The following is a 25,343-nucleotide window of genomic DNA, read 5'->3' as shown; positions in this document are numbered from 1 at the left end:
CGGCACTACGAAGCCTGATTGCTGCGGAGCCATGCGATGCCGCCGATGATGCTCACCGCACCTCCGCAGGGGACCATGGTGGCGGTGAGGCTGTCACCGAACAGCGGTGCGACAGCGGCAGCGAGCAGACATACGGCTGCCGCCGCCCACATCGGTCCCTCACCGCGGGCCTTCATCTGGATACGGCTCTTGGTCATGTGTCTTCTCCTTTGTGTTGAATGAGCTGGCCGAGCGTTCAGGACGTTTCGTATCGGGTGAAATGGATCTGTCCGAGCACGGCGAGGATCACGGTGTAGGCGCCCAGCACCAGGAAGCCCAGCAGTGGCGCAGACGGGTCCACGCCGGCCGCGGCGTCGACGACGGTTCCCCCGCTGGCCGCGTCTCCCGCCCCACCCGGAAGGCAGGAGCCGAGCTGCGGGTGGCCGGCGCGCGCTGCCCCCATCCGTGCCATCGGTTCGAGGAACCGGGTGACCAGGAGGATCCCGACGATGGCAACCACCTGATTGCGCACCAGTGCGCCGATGGCGACGCCGATCGTCCCCCACAGCGTGAGGACGGCGACGCTGCCGAGGAGTGCGCCCACGACCCGGGAGTCCGCCAGATGGGGGGCGATGCCCTGAGCGGAGAGCATCCCGGCCGTGACAGCGGCGGAGAGTCCCACCGAGACCACTCCGTAGACGAACGCCACGCCCGAGCCGGTCAGCAGCTTGGCACCGAGCACCAGGTGCTTTCTCGGCTCTCCGAGCAGGGCGGGCACGATCGTACGGCTGTTGTACTCCTGGGTGACCACGATGACCCCGAGCGCCAACGGGAACACGTAGGCGATCCCGACGGGCAGGTTGTACAGAAGAACGATCTTGTCCGGGGAATCGAGGCGCAGCGGACTGGCCGGGGCATGGAGGGCGGCGTAGACGAGGAACGTACCGAACCCCGTGGTCAGCGCGCACATGACCAGGAGCAGCAGCCACCACAACCTGGTCGAGGTGATTTTCGTGAGCTCCGAACCCAGCTGGACCTTCACAGCCGCGCTCTTTCCGCCGTTGTGAGTGTCGCCCTCCCCCATGTCGATGGCCGAATGCAAGCCGGTGGTCAGCCGGCGACATCACGCTATCAAGCGGGAGAGCAGCCGAGATGCGCTCCTCTTCCGATATGCGCCGCAGCAAGAAACGGAAGGATGCGATCTGACGATCTCTCAACACTGCTTGGGATGCGTCTTGTTTGCACGTCGACCGACATCCGGATCGCTTCTCCGAACAAGCGGTTCCAGCGCAACTCGAACGAAAAAGGGGATGTTCTCGGCCTCTTTTTGGCCGAGAACCAGCCGCACCCCCGCGCATGCAAAGACGGCCCCGCCTCGGCTGGGGCCGAGCACCCGGCGGTCACGGACCGTGCATGACAGCCATCAGTAACCACACCGCTCGCACGCCGGACGCGCGTGACGTGCGTCAGATGTCGCCCGTCACGCACACACGAAGAAGCGCGAGGTCAGGCACCCTTCTCCGGCGGGCTCAAGGATCGCGCCGCACTCGACATGGCGGGTCATCGGCGCCACGTCGCGCAGGCCTGGTCAGACGAGAGTCGCTGGTCAGAGGCGGTCGATCGGCTCTCCCAGCAGGCCGGTCCCGGGACTGGGGGTCCAACGGGCGTCGCAGCCGGATGCGGCTGCTCCTCCCTCAAGGTCCGCCAGCAGCACGTCGAGTACCGCCTCCTCCTCCAGGCGCGTCCCGTGTTCTGCCAGGGCGCGCGCCAGATCCGGGTCCCACGGCGACGGGACCGGACTGCCGGAGAGCGGCCGGGAGCCGGCCCCGGTCGCGGCCACGCCTTCCCGGTAGTCGTCCGCCGTGTAGCGCCAGGGGCGCCACGGCACGTGCTGCATCAGCGTCGTGGCGATACGCAGACCACCCCAGTCGAAGTCGCCGTGGTAGCGGTACGAGGCACCCTTCGCGTGCAGGTGCTTCAACAGGGTGAGAGCGGCGGCCGAGGGCTGGCCCTGGAGACAGACCAGCGGTCGGGCATCCGGTCCGTGGACGTCCGCCGCGGCCGACAGAACCGCGGGATTCTCACAGAGGTGCACCACGGGCGGTGCCGTAGGCGGCGGACGGTGGGCGAGCTGCCGGAGGGTGAGGACACAGGGCTCGCCCCCGTCGGCCATCCAGTCCAGGGCCGGAGTCCCGCGGAGGTTGAGGGTGAGCACCGTGGAGGAGACATCGTCCCGGAGCAGGCCGACGGAAGCCCACGCGGCCCGCCGCCATGCCGCTCCCGCTCCCTCGGGGTGGCCGGTCAGGGCGCGGGCGCCGGAAAGGGCGAGGGTGGCCACCGGCGTGCCGTCGTCGAGTGCGTGGGCACTGCCCAGAACCTCCGCGGCGAACACCGACAGCGACCGTGCCGGGGCGACGGGCAGTTCCCGCAGCACGCGGCTGGTCTGCTCCAGCAGCTGACGGGCTGCGAGGGGGGTGCGGGCGAGACGGCGCACGAATCCGTCGTGACGGACCCGAGCGGCCCAGGCGGCGTACCGGGGAAGGTCCTCGGCCAGCAGGGCCAGAGCGGCGTACGCCTCCTCCCAGGCATGCTCCTCGCTCCGACGGACCTCGTCGAGCGGAACGACCCGACCGGTGAGGGCCGTCACGGCCGCCTGCAGGCCTCCCGGGCTGACACCTGATCCGACCAGCACGGCGTCCACGGCGTCGAGCCGGACCGTCAGTGCCCTGCCGGCACGGGGTGTCCGGCCCAGCAGGCCCTCGGCCGCCGCCCGCTGGGCCGGGCTCGGGGTCGCCAGCGATACAGCCCCGGTGAGGGGCTGCCCGCGCTCCAGCCGTCGGCGTACCCGCTCCACGAGCCAGGCCAGGTCCGCGCCGCCCAGGAGGCGGCGCAGGCGTTCCTCGTCCACCGGCGGCCCGCTCACGCCCACAAGGGCTCCGGATCCACCGGCCGCACCGGGTCCTCGCGGCGCGTGCGGGCCGTGCCGTCCCACTCCCATCGGGTGACCAGGACGGCCGCCACCTCGTCGACACGGGAAAGCTGGGCGATGGCGATGCCCGGCACCTGCGGATAGCAGGCCCATTCCCGCTCGCTGGTCATGACCACGTCCAGGTCGAAGGCGTGCAGGAGCCCCAGGCACTTGGCTCGGGAGTCGTCGTCAACCCCTGCGAAGGCCTCGTCGAGGGTGACGAGCCGGGGTGCGTGGGGGCTGCCCGCGCTCGCGTAGTGCGAGGAGGCGGCGGCGAACAGCGGTACGGACACGGCGAGCACGCGCTCGCCACCGGAGGCCGGTCCCGTGGCGGGCACCCAGCGGCCGTGCTGCCTGCGTTCGACCGCGAACTCGTGCCACGCACGGTAGTCCAGAGCGGTGGTGAGGTGGTCCGTCCAGCTACCCGCCGCGTCCTCGGTCTGCTGGCGGGCGATCTGCGTCTGCAGGAACTCCCCGACTGCGGCCCGGTCCTGGGGAGTCCAGGCGTCGGCGGTCTGGAGCAGCCGCCCCCGGGCGTGGGCGAGGCCCGCCGGAGCCTTGCGGGAGGCCCGCCACACCAGGCGCAACTTCATGCCGGTCGAAGTGGGCCGTTCCTCCAGCTCCGCGTTCATGGCCAGCACCTTGCGCTCCGCGGCCCCGATGAGCTCCTGGAGCGTGCCCGCGACCTCGGTGATGAGGTGGGTCTCCAGGATCTCCCGTTCGTGCGCGGACAGGATGCGGGTGAGTTCGCCGACCTCCACGGCCAGCGCCTCGGCGAGCTCGGGTACGGCGCGCTCACGGCCCTGGTACACGATGTCGACGACCATGCCGTCCTCGACCATCCGCGCGGAGGCCGTGTGACCGTGGCGGGACAGCGCGTCCTGAAGTGTCTTGAGCTCCTCGCTCAGGCGCCGTTGCACCCGCTCCCAGGCGCCGTCCGAGTCGTCGGTGGCCGCCAGTTCCGATTCCAGGGCACGGGACAGCGCGATGGCCGGGGTGGCCGCCCACGGTTCGTCTCCCGTCGCCGGTACGGCGAGCTCGGGGAGTGCGACCGCGATGAGGCCGGTGGTCGCGAAACGCTGAAGCGCGGCAATGGCCTCGGAGCGCGCGGCGGCAGCACCGGCAACGTCCTTCTCCAGCTGCTCGATCCGGCCCTGGGCCCGGTTGGCCCGACCGTCCGCCTGCGTGCGGCGGTCCTGGGCCACCCGCTGTTCGGCCGCACACGCGCGAAGGGCCTGTGCGGTCTCGGCGAGCCTGCGGTCCAGCTCGGCCACGGCGGTTCCCACGGTCGAGCGCAGGGTGGCCAGCCGCTCGCCGGCGGCCGCCGCCTCCCGTGCGGCGTCCTGTGTGCGCAGGCCGAGTGCGGTGGAACGCGCCGCGGCCCGGGCGGCTTCCTGCTGTTCCCCCTCCACCTGCCCGGAGGCCTCCGACCGCTCGCGCAGCGCCGGCCAGAGGGCGGCCAGCGCGGCGGCGAGCTCGCCGAGGGCCTGCCGTACGCCGTCCAGGGCGGACCGGTCCGCGGGCAGTCCCAGATCGGCCGCGGTCTCGTGCAGACCGGCGTTCGCCAGCTCGACCTGCTCGGCCGCGGCCAGCACATCGGCGGACCGGTCGTCACGCCGGGCCGCGGCCCGGCGGCCGGTCTCGGCGGCGGCCGCGGCACGGGCGTGGGACCGGGTCAGAGCAGTCTCGTCAGGCAGTGAGGCGAGTTCGGCATCCAGCGTACGGTGGCGGTCGGTCAGCTCCTGCGCCTCGCTCGCGACCGACGCCGACTCCTTGCGCAGGAGGTCCAGCTCGGCACGCAGCGCGTCGACGCGGACGCGGCGCGCGGCCTCCCGCGCCCCTTCGCCGATGTACTCGGCGGCCCGCTTCGCCCAGCGGCCGGTGAGGGCGCCGACGCGGTAGGTTCCGTCGGCCGCGGCCCAGGTGTCCCCCGCCGGCCGCGGGCCTCGCACGGCATCCGGTGCTCCCCCGTCCGAAGGCGCGTCCGCGCCGACCCCGCCGAGACCGCCGACCGCGCCGAGACCGATCGTCGCGAGCAGGCGGGAGACCTCCGCTTCGCCCACGGCGGCGGACCGGGCGTCGCCGTGGTCCACCGCCGGGCGCAGGACATCGGCGAGCGACGGTCCGTCGACGGGACCGCGCGCCGGTTCGAGGAGGACGTCGTGGCCGTCCGCCGCCAGGAGCTCGCCGCCGGGACGCACCCACGCGTCCAGCAGTCCGGCCGCCTCCAGGGCCGCTTCCAGCCCGGCTCGGTCACGGTCCCCGACCTGCTCCCGGAAGTCGACCAGCCGCCACAGGGGGGCACCGGCGATCCGGTCGCGAAGACCGGGCGTCCGGGTGGGCGGTGCCGCGGGGCCGCGTCCGCCGCCGGACTCCAGGGCTGCGAGCTCCTCCTCGGCCTCACCGGTGCGGGCCGCCAGGTCCGCCCGGCGCTGCGCCAGCTGCGCCGTCCGCCCGGCGAGCAGGCCCGCCGTCACGCCATGCGCCAACGAGGCGTGCCGCCGGGCGGGGTGGGGGCCGTCCTGGTGCCGGACCCATTCCTGGAGCTCGTCCAGCAGGCCCGTCGGGTCGGGGTAGGCCAGTTCCGTGCACCGGCCGGCGTGCTCACGGACGGCGTCGACCAGGGCGCGCCCCTCGGCCGTCACCGCCTCGTCGGCGGCGTCCCGGGCCTCGCCGGCCAGTGCCAGGTCGGCTTCCGCCTCGTCGAGCCGCAGTACCGCGCTCCGGCGCTCGGCCTCCGCCGCGTCGGCCCGGTCCACCAGGTCCTCCATGTGCGCGAGGGTTCGGCGGCGGCGGTCGGTCGCCTCCGTCACGGCCGCCCTCAGCTCGGCCGGCGTCAGGTCCTCGTCCCCGGGTACCTCCAGCCGGGCCCCGGCGGCTGCTTCCCGTGCGCCGCGCAGCGTCTGCAGGGCCCGCTCGTCCGCCGCCCGGAGCCGGTTCCCGGCGCTCCCGAGGCGGGTGAGGGCCCGCGCGTGCAGGGCGTCGGCCTCCTCCTGGTCCTCGCGTGCCCGGTCGTGGGCCTGCGCGGACCGCTCCGAGGTCTGCGCCGCTCGCTCCAGCTCACGGGCGCTGCGCATCTCCGGGCCCTCACGCAGGGCGGCGTCCGTGGCCTCCAGCCTCGCCTGTGTTCCGGCCAGCTCGCCGATCCGGTCGGCGGCCGCCTCGCGCTCGCCTTCGGCCTCGCTCTTCTCCGCCTGTGCCACGGCCAGGTCGCGCAGGAGCTGCTCGTACCTGGAGTGCTCGGTCCTCGGGAGACGTGCCCGACGCCTTGAGGCGATGCGCGCGTAGCGCCGGTAGTGGTCCAGGAACGCGGAGGCCGCGTGCTCGGCCGCCCCGGCGGCGCGCAGTTCCTCCTTCTCCTCGTCCAGTGACCGGAAGGCTTCCGCGACGTCCGCGATGACGGCCCGGTCCATGGGCGGCAGCGCCTCGGTGAGGGCGCGGGAGAGGGCGGCCTCGTTCGGACGTTTGGACAGCTGCGGCTGGCGCAGTTGGATGAGGAGGTCCACCAGGGCTCCGTAGCGCTGCTCGCCGAGCCCGAACAGGGCCTCGTCCACGGCGCGGCGGTACGCCTTGGCCTGGTCGTGGACCATCCCCTGTCCGGCGACCGCCTCGATGAGCCGGTCCCGGGACAGGACCGTGCCGGTGGCGTCGAGGAGACTGAGAGATCCCGGTGCCCGCTGCCCGGCCGGTGCGTGGTCGATCCGCTGTGCGGTCACCGCCCACCAGTGGCGGGCGATTCCGCGTCCGCTGACGGCCTTGAGCCCGCAGACGAGCGTACGGAAGTGTTCCTCCCCGTCGGCTTCGTCGCGGCGGCCGAACTCCACCCAGGTGTAGCCGAGCCGTTCGGGGTGGGGGTGCTCGCCGCCGAGGAGGAGGTTCCACTCCATCCGCTTGCCCGTGTCGCCGTCCGGTTCGACGCGGCGGGCGCTGAGGTCCCCGTCGAGGAGGAAGGGCAGGGTCAGGGCGAGCACCTTGGACTTGCCGGTGCCGTTGTTCCCGCGGAGCAGGAGCCTGCCGTCACGGAAGTGGAATTCCTCCACGTCGTAGTGGAAGAGGTCGACGAGCCCCATCCGCAGGGGCTGCCAGCGGGAGCGTGCGGGGGCCGGGAGCCCGGTACGGGAGTTCAACGCCGGTTGGCCTTTCGCTGGGCGGGCACCGCGGCGGAACCCGCCGTGCCGGGTTCGATGACTCTGGTCGCCCCGACGGCGTACCGGGCGAGTGCCGGGCGGGGCTGGACGCCGCCGGGGGTACGGGAGACCAGGTCCAGGGCGGAGAGCCGGGCGAGGGCCTGTTCCACGAGTTCCCGCTCGGCGCCCGGCTCCCGCGCGGACTTGGACCAGAAGCCGCCGTGCTCCGAGGACAGGTCCGCCACCCGGTGTTCCAGGGCGGCCGTGGTGACGAAGCCCCCGGCCGCCGCCAGGTGTTCGGCGAGCAGGAGGGTGACGTGGCCGTGGGTCCCCGATTCCGGCATGCGGATGTCGGTCAGGTCGTCGTCGGGGTCGACCATGGCGATGCCCTCGGCCCGGACCTCGGCCACCAGCCCCGTCAGTTCGGTGATCCGGGCGGTGAGGAAGCCCCGCTGACGGGTGAGGTAGGCCAGTTCGGCATCGGTGAGTTCGTCGTAGTAGAGCACGGGGTCGTCGAGAAGCCGGCGGGTCAGTGCCCGGCGCATCGCGCGGAAGCGCAGTTCGTCGCTGTCGAGGGCCGTCTCGGCGGTCAGCTCGGCCAACCGCTCCTCCATCGACTCGGCCCTGACCGTCGAGGGGCCCCTGCGGGTCGCGAGCAGTCCGGCGAGCACGCGCCGTTCGACGTCGTACAGGACGTCGCCGGCTCCGCTGACGTACGCGTCCTCGTCGCCGGCGACCCGGCGCAGGACTCCGAGGCCGAGCAGGAGTCGTACGACGGCCGCCAGGTCGAGTCGCTCCTCCCGGCGGTCCAGGGTGAAGTGGATCCCCGCGGCGGCGAGCCGGGGGTCGGCGGCGTCCAGGACCACCTGATCGGCGAGCCGGCCCAGCGCGATCTGTGCCTCGCCCCGTTCGAGGGCGGCGAGGGCGAGACACAGGAGGACGTACCGGCGGCGCGTGAACGGGGCGGCGCTCCGCGTGGCGTCGCGAGCCGGGTGGGTGGCGTCGTCCAGACGCGCCGGGGTCTTGCCGAGCCTGGCCGTGTCGGCGTCGGCCTGGAGGGACCAGCCGGTGTTGCGGTCGAACCATTCCCGCAGCTCAGAGGCGTGCCGTCGGACGAGACGGAACTCGTCGGCCTGTGCACCGTGCGCGAGCAGCAGGGGGTGTTTGAGGAGGGCTCGGGCGGCCTTGCGCAGTTCGGCGGCGTGCTGCCCGTCCAGCACTTCGGCGAGCGGAGTGGTCACGGTCCTTCGCTCCCCTGCACGCGGCCTCCGGTGAGGTCGACGATCTCGATGGTGTGGTCGGGTCCGCGGAACACCCCGTCGGGTGTGCGGACCTCGGCGGTGGTCCCGTCGGCGGCGGCGGTGAGCCGGATCTCCATGGATCCGTCGTTGCTGGTGGCCACGGTCTCCGTCATACCGGGCCGCCAGGTGGCCAGTGCGTCGCCGAGGAGCTGGAGGAACATCCGGAAGCTGACGGGGTCGAGTTCGCCGAGCCCGGACAGTCTGGTGGTGCCGCCGGTGGCGAGCCGGGCCCGGGCGGCCTCGATCTCGGCGGCCTGCCTGGCGGCGGTCTCGGCGAGCAGCCGGCGCGCCGCCTGCCGGTCCTCCACCTTGCGGGGCTTGCCGCGCCGCTCGTAGCTGCCGGTACGGCGCAGCTGAGGGCTGATGTGCAGCGGCGCGGCGTCCGCCCACGGGGTGGCGGCGGGTTCCGGGTGCGCGAGCCTGGCTGCCAGCGTCTCGGCATCCACCGAGAGGTGTCGTGCCGGGTACAGCCCGAAGGCGGTCCGCCACAGCCGGTGTCGGGCGTCGTCGTCGGGTGCCTCGGCGAACCACTGGGCGAGGGTGCGGAAGTCGGCGGACCGGTCGGAGCGCCCGGCCCGGCGCTCGTTCAGCGACCGTACGACGGCCAGGAGTTGCGGGATCGCACCCAGGGCTCTGCCGCGGAGCAGCCGTGCCTGCGACTCCCGGCCGTCCCGGCTGAGGAACCAGGCACCGAGTCCGGCCCACCGGCCGGACCACCGCCCGTACGCGGCCCGCTCGGCGTGCGCGGCTTCCTGCGGGGTGGCGTCGGCCGCCTCGCGGGCGGCGGCGGCCCGGAGCAGGGGCTGGATCCGGCTGTCGTCCTCCAGCTCCAGGATCAGTCGGGCGATGCGTCCGCCGAGGGTGATCAGGTCCTGAATGAAGCGTTCCAGGTACTGGATGAGCTGGTCCTTGTAGGCGAGGAAGACGTCCTCGCCCACGTCGTGGAGGTCGATGGTCCGCTGGAGGGAGCCCATGAAGGCCCGCGCGTTGTCGGCGAGCGCGGCGAAGCGGCTGGCGAGGGCGTCGAGCGCCAGATGCGTCTTGGCCGGATCCGGCGCCTCCTCGGCCGCCAGCACGAGCAGGGCCCGCAGTTGCGTGACGATGTCGTGCAGTGCGACGGCTTGCAGCGCACCCCGCCGCCCCAGCGCTTCGTCGTACGCCGACAGTGCCTGCTCGGCTGACTCGCCCTCCTTCGTCAGCTGGTAGATGAAGCGTTTGCGGTAGAAGTCCTCGACGGCGGTGACCCGGCCGGTGTCCGGGTCGGCCCGCAGGTTGCCCCACTCGACCAGCTTGTCCAGGGCGCCGATGACCCCCTCCAGCTCGGCGGGCCGTACGCCGCCGGGCAGCCCGGTGTGCACCTCCTCGGGGCGCAGGTGCACGGCGAACCGCTCCTTGGCGACCAGGAAGGTGTGCATCACCGCGCGGTAGAGCAGCACGTTCGGGGCGGTGAGGTGCGCGAACGGCCCGTAGCGGTCCGGCGGGCCGCCCGACCGGGAGGAAGTGGTGTCCATCGTCCGCCATTCTCCCCGTACTGCGACCATGACCGGCAGGGACGAAAGCACTTGACCGATTCGCACCGTTCATGACCATGCCACAACGCTGCCCGACCGGCACCCACCGGGGTGGCACGACCCGGGACGACCTGGGACGGCCGCCACGGCCCGGCCCCGGGGGCGCCGGGCGCCGGGCGCCGGGGGCCGGGGGCCGGGGGCCAGGGGCCGGACACCCGGCGCTGCCGGACCGGCCAGGACGCTCCCGCCGGGCGAACCGGATTCCTCGGACGGTGACGTTGCGCGACCGAGCACCCGGTCCCGGCGCGTCGGCATCGGCGGGCACGGGGTCAGACGGGCCCCGGTACGGTGGCCTCCGCCGTGGCGCAGACGGGGCAGACGACCCTGCGAGCCGGGACGTCCGTCGTGGTCTTGCCAAGGCCCGCGGGTCGGAGCATCTCGTGCCTCTCGACTCGCAGGTGGCCGGCGCACAACCCCACGCCGCACTCTCGGCAGACCGCGACGGCCGCGCGGGTCGTACCCGATCCGCTCGTGCACTCGTAGCAGTTCACGTGATCCACTCCTTCGCACATCCCGGACGCCGCGCCCACCGATCAGCCGGTCTCAGTCGGCCGGATCGGATCCGGCCGGCCCCCGACGACGGCCCTTCCTCCGCGGCGGCATGCCTGCATCACAGGGGCCGGGATGCAGATCACCGCGTGGACGACGACCGCCAGGATCGGCCACAGCCACCACTCCACGATCCGCCCTCCGCTCCGTGCGCTTGCCCGCCTCCCCGCATCGGCGCCTGCCCGGGCGCGCCCCGCTTACACGTCTTACACGTCGAGGGCCGATGGCCGCGGCGGTGTCGGATGAGCCGGCTGCCCACGACTACCCTGCGTCGCCGGAGGTGTCTGCGTCACGGGGTGCCGACGGCCCGCCGTCCTGCGGCGCACCCTCGGCGCGGCGGGTGCGCGGGCCGTCGGCCCGCCGGATCCGCACCTCCTCGACGGCGCCGCGCTCGACCGCGGTGACATCGAGGCGCCAACGGCCGACCTGGACGCCCGCACCCGGGTCGGGAAGCCGTCCCAGGTCGTGCAGGATCAAGCCGGCAACCGTGGTGTACGGGGAGGATTCCGGCAGGTCGGAGGGATCGATCCCGAGGTCGGGCAGGTCGTGGACCGGGAACGCGCCCGGTACCAGCCAGGAGCCGTCCGGCTGCGGGGCCACGCCGGGGACGTCGCGATCGGTCTCGTCGTAAATCTCTCCGACGATCTCTTCCAGCAGGTCTTCGAGGGTGACGATGCCCTCGACGGAGCCGTGTTCGTCGGTGACGAGGGCGAACTGCTCCCTGTCCTGCTGGAAGCGCCGCAGTGCCTGGGCGACCTTCATGAACTCCGTGAATACCGTGGCCGGGCGAGCCAGCTCGCCCACGGGAGTCTCGTCATCGCTGATGGTCACGTCCTTGATGTGGACCACGCCGACCACCTCCTCGAAGCCGGCTGCCGCGACGACGGGCGCCCGGGAGTGCCCCGCACGGGCGAGCTCGGTACGGGCCCTGGCCGCCGGCACCTCCGCGGACAGGGTGAAGACCGCCCGGCGGGGCACCAGTGCCCCGCGCAGGGTGCGTTCGTGGATCTCCAGGGCGCTGGAGATGATGGTGCGCTGCTCGGGGGTGAGTCCCCGGTGGCTCACCACCATGTCACGCAGCTCCTCCGGCGTGGGGGGCTCCTTGCCTGCTTTCGGATCGCCTCCCAGCACTCTGACCACGAGGTTCGTCGCACGGCTGAGGGCCCAGACGATGGGACGAGACAACGTCGCCAGGATGTTCAGGGGCGTGGCGGCCAGGAGGGACCAGCGCTGCGGGAACTGCATCGCCAGCCGTTTGGGTGCCAGCTCTCCGACGACCAGGGTGACGAAGGCGAGCAGGGCGGTCACCAGGGCCACGGCGAGCGGCGCGGCGGCCTGCCCCGCGAAGCCCAGGAGCGGTACGAGGGGCTCCGCGAGGGAGACGGCGGCGGTGGCCGAGGCGAGGAAGCCCGCCAGGGTGATGCCGATCTGGATTGTGGCGAGATAGCGGTTGGGATCGTCCGTCAGCCGGACGAGGCGGGCCGCCGCGGCCCCTCCTCTCCGGCGCAGCCTGCGCAGCTGGCTCTCGCGCAGGGACACCAAAGCGATCTCGGTACCCGCGAAGAGTGCGTTGAGGACGATGAGAGCGGTGATGAGCGCGAGGTCCCACCAGTGTCCGTCCACGGCCTCGGTCTCCGGCTCCTGCTCCTGCTCCTGCTCCTGCTCCTGCTCCTGCTCCTGCTGTAGCGGTCAGCCCGGCCGCGTTCTCCTGCGGTCCCGCGCACCCCCCGCTGCTACGGGGTCGGTCACGCGGCCGGACTCAGAGGGCCCGCTTCCGCCATCCGGCAGAGGCGAGCCATGATGTCACCCTGCTGACGTCGGAGCTGGTGACCACGCCGACGACCGCACCGTCGGCCACGACCACCGCGCGGTGTGCGGGGCTGCTCTGGAGCGCGGGCAGAACGTCCGTGAGCGGATCGCCGGGGCGCGGGGTGGGTACGTCCTCGATCGGCACCATGGCCGCGGCGACCGGCGTGTCGTGGCGGTCCTCCGGCATGCGCGCGGCGGCCTTCACGCTCAACAGGCCCACCGGGCGGCGATCGCCGTCCACGACGGGGAACGCGGAGTGGCGGAAGCGGAACTCCGGCGCGGCCAGGAAGTCACCGACGGTGACCGTGGCGGGGACGGTGACGGGATCCCGCCCCATCACCTCTCCGACGGTCACGCCGCTCAGCAGTTCCTCCAGCTTCGCCTGGCCCCCTTCCGCGCTGGCGACGGCGACGAGGAACCAGCCGATGACGACGAGCCACACCCCGCTCAGGGGAACCCCTCGGAGGAGCAGCAGCAGGCCGACGGCGACCAGGGCCCAGCCAAGCAACCGGCCGGCGCCCGTCGCCACGGCCGTGGCCCGCAGCCGGTCACCGGTCCGGCGCCACACCAGCGCTCTCAGCAGCCGCCCACCGTCGAGCGGTGCCGCGGGCAGCGCGTTGAAGACGGCCAACAGGATGTTGATCCCGGCCAGCCAGGCCAGGCCCTCCGCCACCAGCCCCGCTCCGAACCCGGCGGCCACGACGCCGCTCAGGAAGGCGAACACAAGGCCCGACAGCAGGCTCACCACGAGCCCGACTCCCGCTATGCGCGCCTCGGCGCCGGGCGTGGGCGCCTCGCCTCTCAGCCGGGCCATGCCGCCCAGGAGCCACAGCGTGATGTCGTCGACCGGGACGCCGTTGCGCCGGGCCACGACGGCGTGACTCAGCTCATGGGCGAGCAGGGACAGCAGCAACAGCACCGCTGCGGCCAGTGCGGTGATCGCGTACTGCCAATCCGGCCGGCCGGGATGGGCGGCGGGCAGCCGGACGGCGAGGAACATCCCGATCACCACGATGATGACGATGGCGCTCCAGTGCACACCGACCCGTGCCCCGGCGATCCTGCCCAGGGAGAACGTCGGCTTCATGGCAGTCACCTCCACCCTCCCCTCTGGCGGATTTCCACGATCGGCGGACTCATGCAGTGGCCCGACCGGCAGTCGTCGGGGAATCCCGCCGCGACGGCCCGCGCACCGTGCGCAGGCGCAGGCGTCGGCGCAGGCGTCGGCGTCGGCACCCGTACCGGGCATCCCCTCGGGGTGGTCGATGCGCGCGGTGGGCGGCCGTGCGCGCAACGGTCAGTGCGGCTCCGGTCCGTCCCGGTGCTCCGTGGCGGCGGGCCGCGGCGGGACCGTGCCGCCTGCCGCACCGTCCGCCTCCGCGGCGTCGGCGAGGGCCTCCGCCGCAGCCTGGGCCGCCCTCGCCGCGTCGTCCGCGGCCTGGATGGCGAGCTCGTCCGACGATGTGCGGCGGACGGCCGCGGACTGGGGGAGAGCTTCGGTGAATGCACGGGAGACGTCTTGCAGGGCCGAGGTGAGTTCGCCGGGGATCACCCAGAACGTGTTGCCCGGCCCCTGGGCCAGCTGGGGCAGCACCTGGAGGTACTGGTAGGCGAGGAGTTTGGGGTCGGGGTCGTTGCGATGGACGGCCTGGAAGACCTCGTCGACGGCTCGGGCCTGGCCTTCCGCCTTGAGGATGTCGGCGGTGCGGTTGCCCTCCGCGCGAAGTACCGCGGCCTGCTTCTCGCCCTCCGCCGTGAGGATCTGGGACTGGCGCTGCCCCTCGGCTCCGAGGATGGCCGCCCGCTTGTCCCGCTCGGCGCGCATCTGCTTCTCCATCGCGTCCTTGATGGACTGAGGCGGGTCGATGGCCTTGATCTCCACCCGGTTGACCCTCAGCCCCCACTTCCCGGTGGCGTCGTCGAGAACGCCGCGGAGTTGGTTGTTGATGGTGTCCCGGGACGTCAGTGTCTTTTCCAGGTCCATGGAGCCGACGACGTTGCGCAGGGTGGTCACGGTCAGTTGTTCGACCGCCTGGAGGAAGTTGGCGATCTCGTACGCGGCCGCCCGGGGGTCGGTGACCTGGAAGTACAGGACCGTGTCGATTTCGACTACGAGGTTGTCCTCCGTGATTACCGGCTGGGGTCTGAAGGAGACGACCTGCTCGCGCAGGTCGATCATGGGGTGGACCCGGTCGATATAGGGGATGACCACGTTGAGCCCCGGGGTGAGTGTGCGGTGGTACCGCCCGAGTCGCTCGACGTTGCGGGCGCGGGCCTGCGGAACGATCCGCACCGCGCGGACGACGGTGAAGACCACGAAGGCCGCGATCAGCAGAGCGGCCAAGAGGGGTGCCGAGACGTCCATGTTCACTCCCGGGGGTAGACGAGCGCGGTGGAGCCCTGGATCTCGATGACGTCCACAGTCGCCCCGGGAGGGATCACCAAGGTCTCGTCGTAGGCGCGGGCCGTCCATTCCTCGCCGCCGATACGGACCCTGCCGTCCCGGCCCGTGACCTCGGTGGTGACGTACGCGATGCCGCCGATCAGAGCGTCCACACCGAAGCGCTCACTCTGTCGTGGAGCGAGCCTGCGCAGGGCTACAGGTCGCACGAACACCACACCCGCGGTCGCGACGAGCGCGAACACCAGGAACTGCCAGAACACAGGGAGGCCCAGCGCCGCGAGCGCGGCGGTGACCAGCGCGGCCCCGCCGAGCAACCCGAGAGCGGCGGTGAGGGTGAAGATCTCCGCAGCACCCAGCAGTACGGCGGTGATCAGCCAGATCAGCCACGCGTCCATCGCCGACGCCTCCTGCGGGGGAAGAGGAGCACGAGTAAACCCTTTATCGCATTTTGCCCATTTCTTACCCAATGGAACCGAAATCGACGTTCACGCAGGTCACGAGGGTGCCGCGGCGCGCCCGGACCGCGTGCCCGGCCGAGTTCAGGGCGGGGTTAGATTCTGATCATGACAGCAGACGCGCACGAGATAGCCTTCCGCCAGCGAGCGGACCGCATGCAGACCCGGGGGATCTTCCTGCTCGTGGCGGCCGGCTGCATCTGGCTGGCGCTCGCCTACCAGTTGTTCGCCCCCTTCAGCATCAAGCGGGACGCCAACGGCAGCATCGAATGCGCGTCCCGGGTCTTCTACGACGACGGCGACGACGACAGCCGGCAGTCACGCAGGAAGACGTACGAGGATGCCGAAGGCATCCGGTGCGCCATCGCCCGCGACCCCGCCGACATGCTCGGCCTCCTGTTGCTCTCGCTGCCGTTGGCGGCGATCGGGATCTCCCAGTACACCTCGGGCGCCCTGTCCCTGACCCTGCGCCATCACAAGGACGAGGTCGCGTATCTGAAGTCCGCGCGGACGACGGAACCGGCCGATCCCGCCGGGGAAACTCCTCCAGCGTGATCCGCGGTCGGGCCGGGCCGGGATCGGCCGCGAGCCCGGCCCGCACTTCCTTCGGTACGCGTCAGGCGTGGCCCCGGCGCTGACCGGGGAAGCTGACGCCTCCTCACCCGCACATACGAGCCCGCCCGCCTACCCGGCTGCCGTCCCGGCAGCAGTCCCGGCCGACGTCGGAGCGGCTGCCCGTCGTTGTCCACGAAAGCGGTCGAGGCAGCTCCGTGCGGCTTCGGTGAACGCGTTCACGGCGAGTGGGGCACTGCGGGCCCGCCCGCCGGGGCGGCCGGTGCCGCCCAGCTGCCGAGCAGGCGCAGCGCGGTGTCCGCGCGGGCGTCGGGGGCCGTGAAGACGACCAGGGTCCGATCCTCACCGCCGGGCAGCGCGAGCGTCTCGTACACCGGCGGCCGGCTGCGCACCCGCCGGCTCCGGCCCGAGGCACCGGCCCGAGGCGCAGACCGGAACCGTACCGCATGCGCTGTGACGGAGGTCACGAGCCGGAAGGTTGAACCTGGAGTCATGTCCAGGATCTAGCGTCAGGGACATGACCACAGCAACCCTTCCGGGCGTGTCCCGGCTCAGCACCGGAGCGCTGGCGCGCGCCGGCGGCGTCTCGGTGGACGCCATCCGCTTCTACGAGCGGGAGGGACTCCTCCCGCCCGCGGAGAGGACCAGCGGTGACCACCGCCGGTACCCGCCCGAGGCGCTCGACCGGCTCGACTTCATCCGGGTCGGCCAGCGCCTCGGTCTGAGCCTGGAGGAGATCAAGGAGCTGGCGGACGCCTGCGAGCAGGTCGCGGACTGCCCGGTGAACCACGCCGTGGAGCTGTTGCGCGGACGCATCGCGAACGTGGAGCGGCAGCTGACGGACCTCACCGCGCTGCGTGACCGGCTCCTCCACGTCGTCGGGCAGATGGAGTCCCACCAGGGCGGGGTCCACGTGACCACGGGCACCGCTCGTCCGGTTTCCGCAACGGAGCACACGCGATGAGCCGACCCCTGACACCCGCTGCCCGCGCTCTCCACCGCGCCGGCCTGGCGGGGGCTGTGGTGACCTTCACGTGCGCGGTGGTCTTCCCGCTCCTCACCGCCCTTCACCCGGGTGTACACCTCCAGCCCACCGACCTGCCGCTGACCCTGGAAGAGTTCCTCCGCCCCCTCAACGACAGCCCGGACGCCGTGTTGTTGTGGATGGCCTTCGACACGCTCTTCGTCGTCGCCTACCTGACGACCTTCGCGGCGACCAGGGCCCTGACCGTCTCCCGCCCGCTCGGCACGCTCAGCCTCGCCGCGATGGTCACGGCCGGAGCGCTGGACATGACGGAGAACGCCGTGCTCGCCGTCCATGCGGCTCAGGCGTCCGCGGGGGAGCCGGTCACGGCGGCACCGGTGATGACCCTGTACGTGATCGCCCAGCTCAAGACCGCCGCCGCGACCGCCGGCATCGCCTTCCTCGCCTTGGCGCTGCCGGCGAACACCCGGCTGCTGCGCGCGGCGATCGCGGCTGCGGGCGCCTTCGTGCTCGTCACCGTGGCCGGCGTGGCCCGTCCCGAGCTGGCGCCCCTGGAGGCATTGCCGATCCTGCTGCTCATGGGCTTGCTCGCGGCTGTCTTCGTCCGTCGGCTGAGGGCATCCGCCCGCGGTGGCGGCGCCATTCGCGTGGCGTGACGCCGTACGCCCTTCGGAACCGGCGGGTGAAGTGGCTGGGGCTGGTGAACCCGCAGCGTGCCGCCACGGCCGACACGGGGAGGCCGATGTGCCGGGGGGAGGCCAGCAGGAGACAGGCCGCTTCGAGGCGCTCAGAGATGACCCACTGCTCCAGGCTGATCCCGGCCTGGCCGAGGACCTCGTACAGACGGCGTCTGGAGATGCAGTGCGCGCGGGCGATGCGGTCCGGGGTGAGGTCCGGATCGGTGAGGTGACGGCGGGTGTACGCCAGGATCCGGGGGACCAGGGATTCGTCCATGGCGGTCTGGACCCGACGGTCGTCCTCCGTGTGCGCGGCCGAGGCCAGGAGGGCGCGGACCAGGTCGGTGGTGGCGTTGCCGAGGGCGGCGGCCCCCGGGTCGGCTTCGAGCGCCGCGGGGTGTCGGCGCATGCCGCGCAGGTGTGTCAGGACCAGGTCGTGCAGCGGGCTTGTCCGCAGCCGTACCGAGGCCTTGACCACGGTGTCCACGGGCAGTCCGAGCTGCTCCATGTCGATGGTGACGGCCCATGAGGCCCCCTCGCCGGACCATCCGTAGCGGCGGGGGGCGAGCTCGTGGAACACGCCGATGTCGTCGGGGCCGAGAACGTACCGCTCGCCCCCGTTCTCGGCCCGGTGAGCGCCTGCGGTCTGGAGCGAGACGGACACCACGGGGCGGTCGCGGTGCCATCGCACGTGCCGTGCGGTGCGCCGGACCTCGAATCCGGTGCTGCGGATGTCGAAGAGGTCCAGGGAGCCCACCCGCCATGTCTCGAACCGGGCGCTTATCCCGGCTTCCGGTGACTCGTGGACGACGTCGTTGGGCACCGAGGCGTCGTTGAGCACGTGGTGAAACACGTCCGCCCGGTCTTCGGGAGCGAAGGTGCTGAGATCCATGAGCAGCACGAAATCCCGCCTCCATCAGGCTCGTTGAGTGTCATCGACGGACATTGTCGGGTGGCGGCGGCGCGGGGTGCGGGTGCTCTGCACGCAGGGGCCAGATCCGTGCACGCAGGGGCGACCCGACCCGGTCGATGGCGCCTAGCTTTCGGAACGGCTCCCGCAGTTCCGGTGCGGGAGCCGTGCCGGGCGCCGTGCCGGGCGCCGTACGCGCCGCCGCGGCGCGCCCTTCCCGAGCGAGAGGCCGGATCATGACCGACCAGAACCCGTACGCCCCCGTCGCCCCGGTACTCGAACCGGCGGCGGCCGAGTTTGCCCGGGCCACGGCCAAGCCGCCGTTCCTCTTCCAGGTTCCGCCGGCCGAGGGCCGCAAGGCGGTCGACGAGGTGCAGTCCGGACCGGTCGATCTGCCCGCCGTGGACAAGGAACGGGTGACCGTCACCGGTGGTCCCACCGGCGAGGTCCGGGCCCGGATCGTGCGGCCCGCGGGGGCCGAGGGGGCGCTCCCGGTCATCGTCTACCTCCACGGCGCGGGCTGGGTGTTCGGCAACGCGCACACCCACGACCGCCTGGTGCGTGAACTCGCTGTCGGTGCCGGGGCGGCGGTGGTGTTCCCCGAGTACGACCTGTCGCCCGAGCACCGCTACCCGGTGGCCATCGAGCAGAACTGGACGGTGGCCCGCTGGATCGTCACCGACGGCGCCGCCCACGGCCTGGACGCCTCCCGGATCGCGGTCGCCGGCGACTCCGTCGGCGGCAACATGACCGCGGCACTGACCCTGATGGCGAAGGAGCGCGGCGGCCTCCCGCTGCGCGGGCAGGTGCTCTTCTACCCCGTCACCGATGCCTCCTTCGACACCGGCTCCTACCATCGGTTCGCGGAAGGGTACTTCCTGCGCCGCGACGGCATGCAGTGGTTCTGGGACCAGTACACGACCGACGACACCGAGCGGGCACAGGTCACCGCCTCGCCGCTGCGGGCCACCACCGCGCAGTTGGCCGGGCTGCCGCCGGCTCTGGTCATCACCGCCGAGGCCGACGTCCTGCGCGACGAGGGCGAGGCCTACGCCAACAAGCTGCGCGCCGCCGGGGTACCCGTCACCGCCGTCCGCTACCAGGGCATCATCCATGACTTCGTGATGCTCAACGCCCTGCGCGGCACCCACGCGGCGCAGTCCGCCATCGACCTGGCCATCAGCACGCTCCGGCAGGCACTGGCCGATGTCTGAGCCGGCGGTGGAGGAAGCCTCCGACGGGGACCCGCTCGCCGGCGGCCGGCACTTCGAGCCCGACCTGCGCCGGATGACCCGGATCAACCTGCGCCCCATCGCCTCACCGATGCCGCTGGGCTTCTACGCCGTGGCCATCGCCTCCGTGATCGTGGGCTGCTTCCAGCTCGGCGTGTTCGACGAGAACGCCCACCGGGCCGTGGGCCTGGCGATCCTGCCCGCGTTCGTGTTGCAGCTGATGGTGAGCTGGTTCGCCCTCGGCGCCCGCGACGTGGTGGCCGCCACGCTGATGGCCTGCTTCTCGGGCCTGTGGCTGGCCTCCGGACTGAACCTGGTGCTGGACCCGCCGGGCGGGACACGGGTCCTGGGCGTGCTCAACGCCATGTTCGCCCTGTTCGCCCTGCTGATGGCCTCGGTGGCCGGTCGCAAGCGAGCCCTGTGGCTGGTGCTGTGCACCGCCGTCCCGCGCTTCGCCGTGGCGGCACTCGCCAACCTCACCGGCGCGCCGTGGCCGGCCACGCTGTCCGGGGCCCTCGGCCTGCTGCTCGCGGCGGTCGCCCTCTACACCGCGTTCGCGCTGATGCTGGAGGACATGCACGGCCGGCAGGTCCTGCCGATCGGCCGGATCGGACCCGCACACCATGCCCTCGACGGCGCCCTGTCCGTACAGCTGCGCGACCTCGAACGCCAGGCCGGCGTCCGGCGCACCCTCTGATCCGCCTGATCCGCCCGATCGATCTGATCCGCCCGATCCACCCGATCCGCCTGATCCACGACCGGGCAGGGTCGGCCGGACCCCGACCTCACACACCCCGACCACCGACGTCGTGAACGGACGAAAGCCATTCCCATGACCAGCATGCCCGTCGGCGGGACAACACCCGCCCACAGCCCTCCGGACGGGGGCTTCGCCGACCTCGTCCTGCGCAACGGGAAGATGCACACCCAGGACCCCGCCCGGCCCGCCGCGACAGCCCTCGCCGTCCGCGGCGGCAGAATCACCGTCCTGGGCGACGACAGGGACGTCGCCGCCGCCGTCGGCCCGGGCACCCGCGTCGTGGACGCGCTCGGCCGCCGAGTGGTGCCCGGCCTCAACGACTCCCACCTGCATGTCATCCGCGGCGGCCTCAACTACGTACTGGAACTGCGCTGGGACGGCGTGCCCTCCCTGCACCGCGCGCTGGCCATGCTCCGCGAGCAGGCCGGGCGCACACCGAAGGGGCAGTGGATCCGGGTCGTGGGCGGCTGGACCGCCGACCAGTTCGCCGAACGCCGGATGCCCACCCCGGCCGAACTCACCGCCGCAGCACCCGACACCCCGGTGTTCGTGCTCCACCTGTACCAGTCCGCGATCCTCAACCGCGCCGCCGTCCGGGCCGCGGGGTTCACCCGGGAGACACCGGACCCCCGGGGCGGGCAGATCGTACGGGACCGCGCGGGCCACCCCAACGGTCTGCTGCTCGCCGCACCCAGTGCCCTGGTCCTGTACTCCACGCTGGCCAAGGCGCCGGCCCTCGACGAGAGCGACAGGAAGGTCTCCACCCGGCACTTCCTGCGCGAGCTGAACCGGTTCGGCCTCACCTCCGCCGTGGACGCCGCGGGCGGATTCCAGAACTTCCCCGAAAACTACGCCACCGTCACCGAACTGGCCCGCGCCGGGGAACTCAGCATCCGTATCGGCTACCACCTCTTCCCGCAGACCGCCGGCCAGGAACTGGCCGACCTGCGCCGCTGGACCGAGACCGTACGCCCCGGCGACGGCGACGCCTGGCTGCGCCTCAACGGCGCCGGGGAGAACCTGACCTGGGCGGCCGCCGACTTCGAGAACTTCTCCGAGCCGCGTCCGGAACTCGCGGACGGCTACGAGGACGACTTCGAGCAGGCGGTCCGGCTGCTGTCCGAGCACGGCTGGGGCTTCCGGCTCCACGCCACCTACGACAAGACCATCCGCCGGGACCTGGCCGTCTTCGAGAAGCTCGCCGCCGAGGGGCTGTTCCCGGCCGGCCGGCGCTGGCTGTTCGACCACGCCGAAACCGTGTCCGCGGACAGCCTGGAGAGGATCGCCGCCCTCGGCGGCGGCGTCTCGGTCCAGAACCGGATGTCCTTCCAGGGCCGCGCCTTCGCCGAACGGTACGGCGACCGGGCCGCCGCCGTGGCCCCGCCCGTCGCGGACATGCTGCGCGCCGGAATCCCCGTCGCCGCTGGCACCGACGCCACCCGGGTCTCCTCCTACAACCCCTGGGTCGCCCTGCACTGGCTCGTCACCGGGCGGACCGTCGGTGACCTGGCCCTCCGCCCCGCCGAACAGCTCCTCTCCCGCGAACGGGCCCTGGAGCTGTACACCCTGGGCGGGGCGCGGATCACCGGGGAGGAGACGGACAAGGGCATCCTCGCCGAGGGCCGGTTCGCTGACTTCGCCGTCCTCTCCCACGACTACCTCACCGTCCCCGACGGGGACATCCCGCACATCGAGTCCGTCCTCACGGTGACCGGCGGACGCATCGTCCACGCCGCGGACACCTACGAGGGGCTGGACGAGGCACTGCCGCCCGTCAGCCCGGCCTGGAGCCCGGTCGCCCACTACGGCGGCTACCAGGCCACCGTGCCGCCCTCCGTCGCGGGGGCCCGCCAGGCCGACCTGCTGGCCGAGGCCGCCGCCGAATCCGAACGGCACCGCCAGTGGCGCGTCGCCCGGGGCTTCGCCTCCGAGGAGCCGCCCGCGGTGTTCGACCCCTGCTTCGTGCTCTGACCCCACTGCATTCCACCGCATTCCGCCTGCCACGCAACAGATCATCACTGGAAGGGATCCACCCATGACCGACTTCGTCTTCGACCTCGACGCCGTCCAGGCCGCCCCGAGCCCCGACCTGCTCACCCCCGACAACGCGATGATGCTGTTCGTCGACCACCAGCCGCAGATGTTCTTCGGCGCCGGCAGCGCCGACCGGGTCGCGGTCATCAACGCCACGGTGGGCCTGGCCAAGGCCGCCAAGGCCTTCGACGTCCCCGTCGTGCTGTCCACCGTCGCGGCCGCATCGTTCTCCGGACCGATCCTGCCGCAGCTGCGCGAGGTCTTCCCCCAGCACGACATAGTCGACCGGACCTCCATGAACGCCTGGGAGGACACGGCACTGGTCGAAGCCGTCAAGGCCACCGGCCGCAGCAAGATCGTCCTGTCCGGGCTGTGGACCGAGGTCTGCCTCGTGCTCCCCGCCCTCTCCGCCCTCAACCAGGGCTACGAGGTCTACGTCGTCGCCGACGCCTCCGCCGGAGTCACCCCGGCCGCCCACGAGCACGCCCTGCAGCGGATGACGGCCGCCGGAGCCGTCCCCGTCACCTGGCTCCAGGTCCTGCTGGAGCTCCAGCGCGACTGGGCCCGTACCGAGACCTACGTCGCGACCACCGACGTGGTCAAGGAGCACGGCGGCGCCTACGGGCTGGGCGTGGTCTACGCCCACACCATGATCGACCCGCGCGCCGCCGGCTGAGCGACAGGAGTCCGCGTCCATGGACACCGGCCTGCTGATCCTCCGCCTGGTGGCGGGCCTGCTGATCGCCGGACACGGCGTGCAGAAGGTCAGCTTCCACCTCGGCGGGAACGGGCTCGCGGGCGGGACCGAGGAGTTCCGGCACGACGGCTTCCGCGGCGGGGCGCTCACCGCCCTCGCCGCGGGAGCCGGCCAGATCGGCTCCGGCCTCCTGCTCGCCGCCGGAGCCCTCACCCCGCTCGCCGCCGCCGGCGCGATCGGAGTGATGACCGTCGCCCTCACCGTCAAACGGCCCAACGGCCTCTGGGTCCAGAACGACGGCTACGAGTACCCGCTCGTCCTCGTCGTCACCGCCGCCGCCCTGGCCCTCACCGGGCCCGGCCGCTTCTCCGCCGACCACACCCTGGGCCTGCTGCCCTGGCCGACCGCATGGGCCCTGGCCGCCGTCGCCGCGGGCGTGGCCGCCGGACTGGCAACGCGGGCCGTGCTGCACCGCCCCGCCTCACCCGCCCCAGCGGCCCCCTCCCGAGGAGACCACCCCCGATGACCGCCCACACCGGCCCCACCCGGCGCACCGCCCTGGCCGCAGCTGCCGCGGGCGCCGCCACCCTGACCCTCGGCACGCCCGTCGCCACCGCGTACGCAGCGACCACCGCAAGCGCCGACAGCACCGGGCCCGAGAACGCCCGGCCGACGATCGTCCTCGTCCACGGTGCGTTCGCCGACGCCACGAGCTGGAGCCCGGTCACCGAGCGCCTCCAGAGTCGCGGTCACCAGGTGATCGCCGCCGCCAACCCGCTGCGCGGCCTGGCCCACGACGCCGCCCAGGTCGCGGCCCGCCTGGCCGTTGTACCCGGCCCTGTCGTCCTGGTCGGCCACTCCTACGGCGGGGCGGCCATCACCCAGGCCGCCGCGACCGCCCCCAACGTCAAAGCCCTGGTCTACATCGCGGCGTTCATGCCCGACGCCGGGGAAGTCCTCGGCGAGCTCGCCGCCCGCTTCCCCGGCTCCCGGCTCGAACCCGCCCTGACGCCGGTGCCCGTACCGGGCGCCGACGGCGGCAGCACCGGCACCGACCTGTACATCCGGCCCGACCGCTTTCACGACGTCTTCGCGCAGGATGTGCCGAGGTCCGTCACCGCCACCCTCACCGCCGGCCAACGCCCCCTCAACGCGACCGCCTTCGCCGACCGTTGCACGGCCGCCGCATGGCGGACCCTGCCCTCCTGGGTTCTGGTCTCCGGCCGGGACCGGGGGATCGTGCCGGAACTCCAGCGCTTCCAGGCCCGGCGAGCAGGAGCACGGACCAGCGAGGTGCCCGCCTCCCACCTGCCGATGCACAGCCGACCCGACGCCGTCGTCTCACTGATCCGGGCCGCCGCCCGAACCATCTGATCCCCGAACCATCTGATCCCCGCACCGTCACTTCCCCGCCCCGCTGAGGAGTCGTCTCATGGCAACCCCGTCCCCCGGCGCCCCGTACGCCCGCGACCTCGCGCAGGTCGAGGCCGCGAACGCCACCGGCCGGATCCCGGCCGTCTTCATCCACGGCCTGTGGCTGCTGCCCAGCAGCTGGCAGCGGTGGGCCGCCGTCTTCGAGGAGGCCGGTTTCGCCCCGGTCCTGGCCGGCTGGCCCGACGACCCGGACACGGTCGCAGACGCCAACGCCCACCCTGAGGTGTTCGCGGGCAAGAGGGTCGGACAGGTCGCCGACCACTTCTGCGACCTCATCGGCAGGCTGGGCCGCAAGCCCGTGCTCATCGGCCACTCCTTCGGCGGCCTGATCACCCAGATCAGCGCCGGCCGCGGACTGGCACAGGCGTCCGTCGCCATCGCCCCTGCGCCCTTCCGAGGGGTACTGCCCCTGCCGCTGTCCTCGCTGCGGGCTGCGAGCGCGGTCCTCGGCAACCCCGCCAACCACCACCGCGCGGTACCCCTCACCTACGAGCAGTTCCGCTACTCCTTCGCCAACGCCGTCAGCGAGGCGGAAGCACACGAGCTGTACGAGACCTTCGCCGTCCCCGCGCCGGGCGAGCCCCTGTTCCAGGCCGCCGCCGCCAACATCAACCCGTGGACCGAAGCCGCGGTGGACACCACGGCCGCCGATCGCGGCCCCCTACTGATCATCTCCGGGGAGAAGGACCACACCATCCCCTGGGCCATCGCCAACGCCTCGTACAAGAAGCAGGCCCGCAACGAGCACGCCGTCACCGAGATCACCGAGATCGCCGGCCGGGGGCACTCGCTCACCATCGACCACGGCTGGCGTGAGGTGGCCGACACCGCACTCGCCTTCGTCCGGCGGTTCGTCGACCCCGGCGTCTGACGGACCC

23 protein-coding genes are annotated in these 25,343 nt (G+C 72.6%); 10 read left to right on the top strand and 13 right to left on the bottom strand.

Going from position 1 to position 25,343, the window contains the following annotated elements; translation table 11 throughout:
- Positions 1 to 5 precede the first annotated feature (5 nt).
- From ACIPXC_RS01580 to ACIPXC_RS01530, 11 genes are all read right to left on the bottom strand, one after another.
- Positions 6 to 197, bottom strand: coding sequence for a hypothetical protein (locus ACIPXC_RS01580; protein ID WP_401612181.1), 192 nt, complete (start codon positions 195 to 197; stop codon positions 6 to 8).
- A gap of 38 nt (positions 198 to 235) precedes the next feature.
- Positions 236 to 1,021: a hypothetical protein gene (locus ACIPXC_RS01575; protein WP_401612179.1), complete on the bottom strand. Its 786-nt coding sequence runs from the start codon at positions 1,019 to 1,021 to the stop codon at positions 236 to 238.
- 564 nt (positions 1,022 to 1,585) lie between these two features.
- Positions 1,586 to 2,902 (bottom strand): TIGR02679 family protein, encoded by a 1,317-nt coding sequence (locus ACIPXC_RS01570; protein WP_401612177.1) that lies wholly within the window; start codon positions 2,900 to 2,902, stop codon positions 1,586 to 1,588.
- Complete coding sequence (locus ACIPXC_RS01565; RefSeq protein ID WP_401612175.1) at positions 2,899 to 7,074, bottom strand: TIGR02680 family protein; 4,176 nt, start codon at positions 7,072 to 7,074, stop codon at positions 2,899 to 2,901. The genes ACIPXC_RS01570 and ACIPXC_RS01565 overlap by 4 nt, the downstream gene beginning before the upstream one ends.
- Positions 7,071 to 8,315: a TIGR02678 family protein gene (locus tag ACIPXC_RS01560; protein ID WP_401612173.1), complete on the bottom strand. Its 1,245-nt coding sequence runs from the start codon at positions 8,313 to 8,315 to the stop codon at positions 7,071 to 7,073. The genes ACIPXC_RS01565 and ACIPXC_RS01560 overlap by 4 nt, the downstream gene beginning before the upstream one ends.
- Positions 8,312 to 9,886 (bottom strand): TIGR02677 family protein, encoded by a 1,575-nt coding sequence (locus ACIPXC_RS01555; protein ID WP_401612171.1) that lies wholly within the window; start codon positions 9,884 to 9,886, stop codon positions 8,312 to 8,314. Before ACIPXC_RS01555 ends, ACIPXC_RS01560 begins: the two co-directional genes overlap by 4 nt.
- Positions 9,887 to 10,215: 329 nt before the next feature.
- The gene (locus tag ACIPXC_RS01550; RefSeq protein WP_401612169.1) at positions 10,216 to 10,458 is read right to left on the bottom strand and encodes a DUF2180 family protein; all 243 of its coding nucleotides are present in this window, start codon (positions 10,456 to 10,458) and stop codon (positions 10,216 to 10,218) included.
- A gap of 298 nt (positions 10,459 to 10,756) precedes the next feature.
- On the bottom strand, positions 10,757 to 12,118 hold the full coding sequence (locus ACIPXC_RS01545; RefSeq protein WP_401612168.1) for a hemolysin family protein: 1,362 nt from the start codon (positions 12,116 to 12,118) through the stop codon (positions 10,757 to 10,759).
- 136 nt (positions 12,119 to 12,254) lie between these two features.
- Entirely contained in the window at positions 12,255 to 13,391 is a 1,137-nt protein-coding gene (locus ACIPXC_RS01540) for a site-2 protease family protein (protein ID WP_401612165.1), read from the bottom strand.
- Positions 13,392 to 13,601: 210 nt separating this feature from the next.
- Positions 13,602 to 14,669: an SPFH domain-containing protein gene (locus ACIPXC_RS01535; protein ID WP_401612163.1), complete on the bottom strand. Its 1,068-nt coding sequence runs from the start codon at positions 14,667 to 14,669 to the stop codon at positions 13,602 to 13,604.
- Between the two features lie 2 nt (positions 14,670 to 14,671).
- Positions 14,672 to 15,103 (bottom strand): NfeD family protein, encoded by a 432-nt coding sequence (locus ACIPXC_RS01530; RefSeq protein ID WP_401612160.1) that lies wholly within the window; start codon positions 15,101 to 15,103, stop codon positions 14,672 to 14,674.
- A gap of 168 nt (positions 15,104 to 15,271) precedes the next feature.
- Between ACIPXC_RS01530 and ACIPXC_RS01525 the strand changes: the two genes are divergently transcribed.
- On the top strand, positions 15,272 to 15,718 hold the full coding sequence (locus tag ACIPXC_RS01525; protein ID WP_401612158.1) for a hypothetical protein: 447 nt from the start codon (positions 15,272 to 15,274) through the stop codon (positions 15,716 to 15,718).
- A gap of 236 nt (positions 15,719 to 15,954) precedes the next feature.
- On the opposite strand, the gene ACIPXC_RS01520 is transcribed toward ACIPXC_RS01525, so the two are convergent.
- Positions 15,955 to 16,128: a hypothetical protein gene (locus tag ACIPXC_RS01520; RefSeq protein ID WP_401612156.1), complete on the bottom strand. Its 174-nt coding sequence runs from the start codon at positions 16,126 to 16,128 to the stop codon at positions 15,955 to 15,957.
- Positions 16,129 to 16,253: 125 nt separating this feature from the next.
- Between ACIPXC_RS01520 and ACIPXC_RS01515 the strand changes: the two genes are divergently transcribed.
- Together ACIPXC_RS01515 and ACIPXC_RS01510 are read left to right on the top strand one after the other, a co-directional pair.
- On the top strand, positions 16,254 to 16,700 hold the full coding sequence (locus ACIPXC_RS01515) for a MerR family transcriptional regulator (RefSeq protein ID WP_401612153.1): 447 nt from the start codon (positions 16,254 to 16,256) through the stop codon (positions 16,698 to 16,700).
- Positions 16,697 to 17,377, top strand: coding sequence for a hypothetical protein (locus ACIPXC_RS01510; RefSeq protein ID WP_401612151.1), 681 nt, complete (start codon positions 16,697 to 16,699; stop codon positions 17,375 to 17,377). Before ACIPXC_RS01515 ends, ACIPXC_RS01510 begins: the two co-directional genes overlap by 4 nt.
- Here ACIPXC_RS01510 and ACIPXC_RS01505 read toward each other — a convergent pair.
- Entirely contained in the window at positions 17,298 to 18,290 is a 993-nt protein-coding gene (locus tag ACIPXC_RS01505; protein WP_401612149.1) for an AraC family transcriptional regulator, read from the bottom strand. The genes ACIPXC_RS01510 and ACIPXC_RS01505 overlap by 80 nt on opposite strands.
- Before the next feature lie 254 nt (positions 18,291 to 18,544).
- Here ACIPXC_RS01505 and ACIPXC_RS01500 point away from each other — a divergent pair, with 254 nt between their 5' ends.
- The 7 genes from ACIPXC_RS01500 to ACIPXC_RS01470 all read left to right on the top strand — a co-directional run bounded on the left by ACIPXC_RS01500 (position 18,545) and on the right by ACIPXC_RS01470 (position 25,336).
- On the top strand, positions 18,545 to 19,522 hold the full coding sequence (locus ACIPXC_RS01500) for an alpha/beta hydrolase (RefSeq protein ID WP_401612147.1): 978 nt from the start codon (positions 18,545 to 18,547) through the stop codon (positions 19,520 to 19,522).
- Positions 19,515 to 20,237, top strand: a complete 723-nt coding sequence (locus ACIPXC_RS01495; RefSeq protein ID WP_401612145.1) for a GPR1/FUN34/YaaH family transporter — start codon at positions 19,515 to 19,517, stop codon at positions 20,235 to 20,237. The genes ACIPXC_RS01500 and ACIPXC_RS01495 overlap by 8 nt, the downstream gene beginning before the upstream one ends.
- 135 nt (positions 20,238 to 20,372) lie before the next feature.
- Positions 20,373 to 22,271, top strand: coding sequence for an amidohydrolase (locus ACIPXC_RS01490; protein ID WP_401612142.1), 1,899 nt, complete (start codon positions 20,373 to 20,375; stop codon positions 22,269 to 22,271).
- Between the two features lie 64 nt (positions 22,272 to 22,335).
- Positions 22,336 to 23,010, top strand: a complete 675-nt coding sequence (locus tag ACIPXC_RS01485) for a hydrolase (RefSeq protein ID WP_401612139.1) — start codon at positions 22,336 to 22,338, stop codon at positions 23,008 to 23,010.
- A 19-nt stretch (positions 23,011 to 23,029) separates the two neighbouring features.
- Positions 23,030 to 23,557, top strand: a complete 528-nt coding sequence (locus tag ACIPXC_RS01480; protein WP_401612137.1) for a DoxX family protein — start codon at positions 23,030 to 23,032, stop codon at positions 23,555 to 23,557.
- Positions 23,554 to 24,405: an alpha/beta fold hydrolase gene (locus ACIPXC_RS01475; protein WP_401612136.1), complete on the top strand. Its 852-nt coding sequence runs from the start codon at positions 23,554 to 23,556 to the stop codon at positions 24,403 to 24,405. Before ACIPXC_RS01480 ends, ACIPXC_RS01475 begins: the two co-directional genes overlap by 4 nt.
- Positions 24,406 to 24,463: 58 nt before the next feature.
- Positions 24,464 to 25,336 carry an alpha/beta fold hydrolase gene (locus ACIPXC_RS01470; protein ID WP_401612133.1) on the top strand — a complete coding sequence of 291 codons (873 nt, stop codon included), beginning with the start codon at positions 24,464 to 24,466 and terminating at the stop codon, positions 25,334 to 25,336.
- The last annotated feature ends 7 nt before the right edge of the window (positions 25,337 to 25,343 follow it).

The sequence above is a fragment of the Streptomyces sp. NPDC090021 genome (assembly GCF_044748225.1).
Lineage (GTDB): Bacteria > Actinomycetota > Actinomycetes > Streptomycetales > Streptomycetaceae > Streptomyces.
Note: the sequence above shows the minus strand (reverse complement) of the source record. Positions and strands in the feature narration are given on the sequence as shown.

Excerpts from the sequence above, each read along its gene's own strand:
- ACIPXC_RS01580 (WP_401612181.1), bottom strand. The coding sequence starts at position 197 with ATGACCAAGAGCCGTATCCAGATGAAGGCCCGCGGTGAGGGACCGATG.
- ACIPXC_RS01555 (WP_401612171.1), bottom strand. The coding sequence starts at position 9,886 with ATGGACACCACTTCCTCCCGGTCGGGCGGCCCGCCGGACCGCTACGGG.
- ACIPXC_RS01550 (WP_401612169.1), bottom strand. The coding sequence starts at position 10,458 with ATGTGCGAAGGAGTGGATCACGTGAACTGCTACGAGTGCACGAGCGGA.
- ACIPXC_RS01540 (WP_401612165.1), bottom strand. The coding sequence starts at position 13,391 with ATGAAGCCGACGTTCTCCCTGGGCAGGATCGCCGGGGCACGGGTCGGT.
- ACIPXC_RS01535 (WP_401612163.1), bottom strand. The coding sequence starts at position 14,669 with ATGGACGTCTCGGCACCCCTCTTGGCCGCTCTGCTGATCGCGGCCTTC.
- ACIPXC_RS01530 (WP_401612160.1), bottom strand. The coding sequence starts at position 15,103 with ATGGACGCGTGGCTGATCTGGCTGATCACCGCCGTACTGCTGGGTGCT.
- ACIPXC_RS01525 (WP_401612158.1), top strand. The coding sequence starts at position 15,272 with ATGACAGCAGACGCGCACGAGATAGCCTTCCGCCAGCGAGCGGACCGC.
- ACIPXC_RS01515 (WP_401612153.1), top strand. The coding sequence starts at position 16,254 with ATGACCACAGCAACCCTTCCGGGCGTGTCCCGGCTCAGCACCGGAGCG.
- ACIPXC_RS01510 (WP_401612151.1), top strand. The coding sequence starts at position 16,697 with ATGAGCCGACCCCTGACACCCGCTGCCCGCGCTCTCCACCGCGCCGGC.
- ACIPXC_RS01505 (WP_401612149.1), bottom strand. The coding sequence starts at position 18,290 with ATGGATCTCAGCACCTTCGCTCCCGAAGACCGGGCGGACGTGTTTCAC.
- ACIPXC_RS01500 (WP_401612147.1), top strand. The coding sequence starts at position 18,545 with ATGACCGACCAGAACCCGTACGCCCCCGTCGCCCCGGTACTCGAACCG.
- ACIPXC_RS01495 (WP_401612145.1), top strand. The coding sequence starts at position 19,515 with ATGTCTGAGCCGGCGGTGGAGGAAGCCTCCGACGGGGACCCGCTCGCC.
- ACIPXC_RS01490 (WP_401612142.1), top strand. The coding sequence starts at position 20,373 with ATGACCAGCATGCCCGTCGGCGGGACAACACCCGCCCACAGCCCTCCG.
- ACIPXC_RS01485 (WP_401612139.1), top strand. The coding sequence starts at position 22,336 with ATGACCGACTTCGTCTTCGACCTCGACGCCGTCCAGGCCGCCCCGAGC.
- ACIPXC_RS01480 (WP_401612137.1), top strand. The coding sequence starts at position 23,030 with ATGGACACCGGCCTGCTGATCCTCCGCCTGGTGGCGGGCCTGCTGATC.
- ACIPXC_RS01475 (WP_401612136.1), top strand. The coding sequence starts at position 23,554 with ATGACCGCCCACACCGGCCCCACCCGGCGCACCGCCCTGGCCGCAGCT.
- ACIPXC_RS01470 (WP_401612133.1), top strand. The coding sequence starts at position 24,464 with ATGGCAACCCCGTCCCCCGGCGCCCCGTACGCCCGCGACCTCGCGCAG.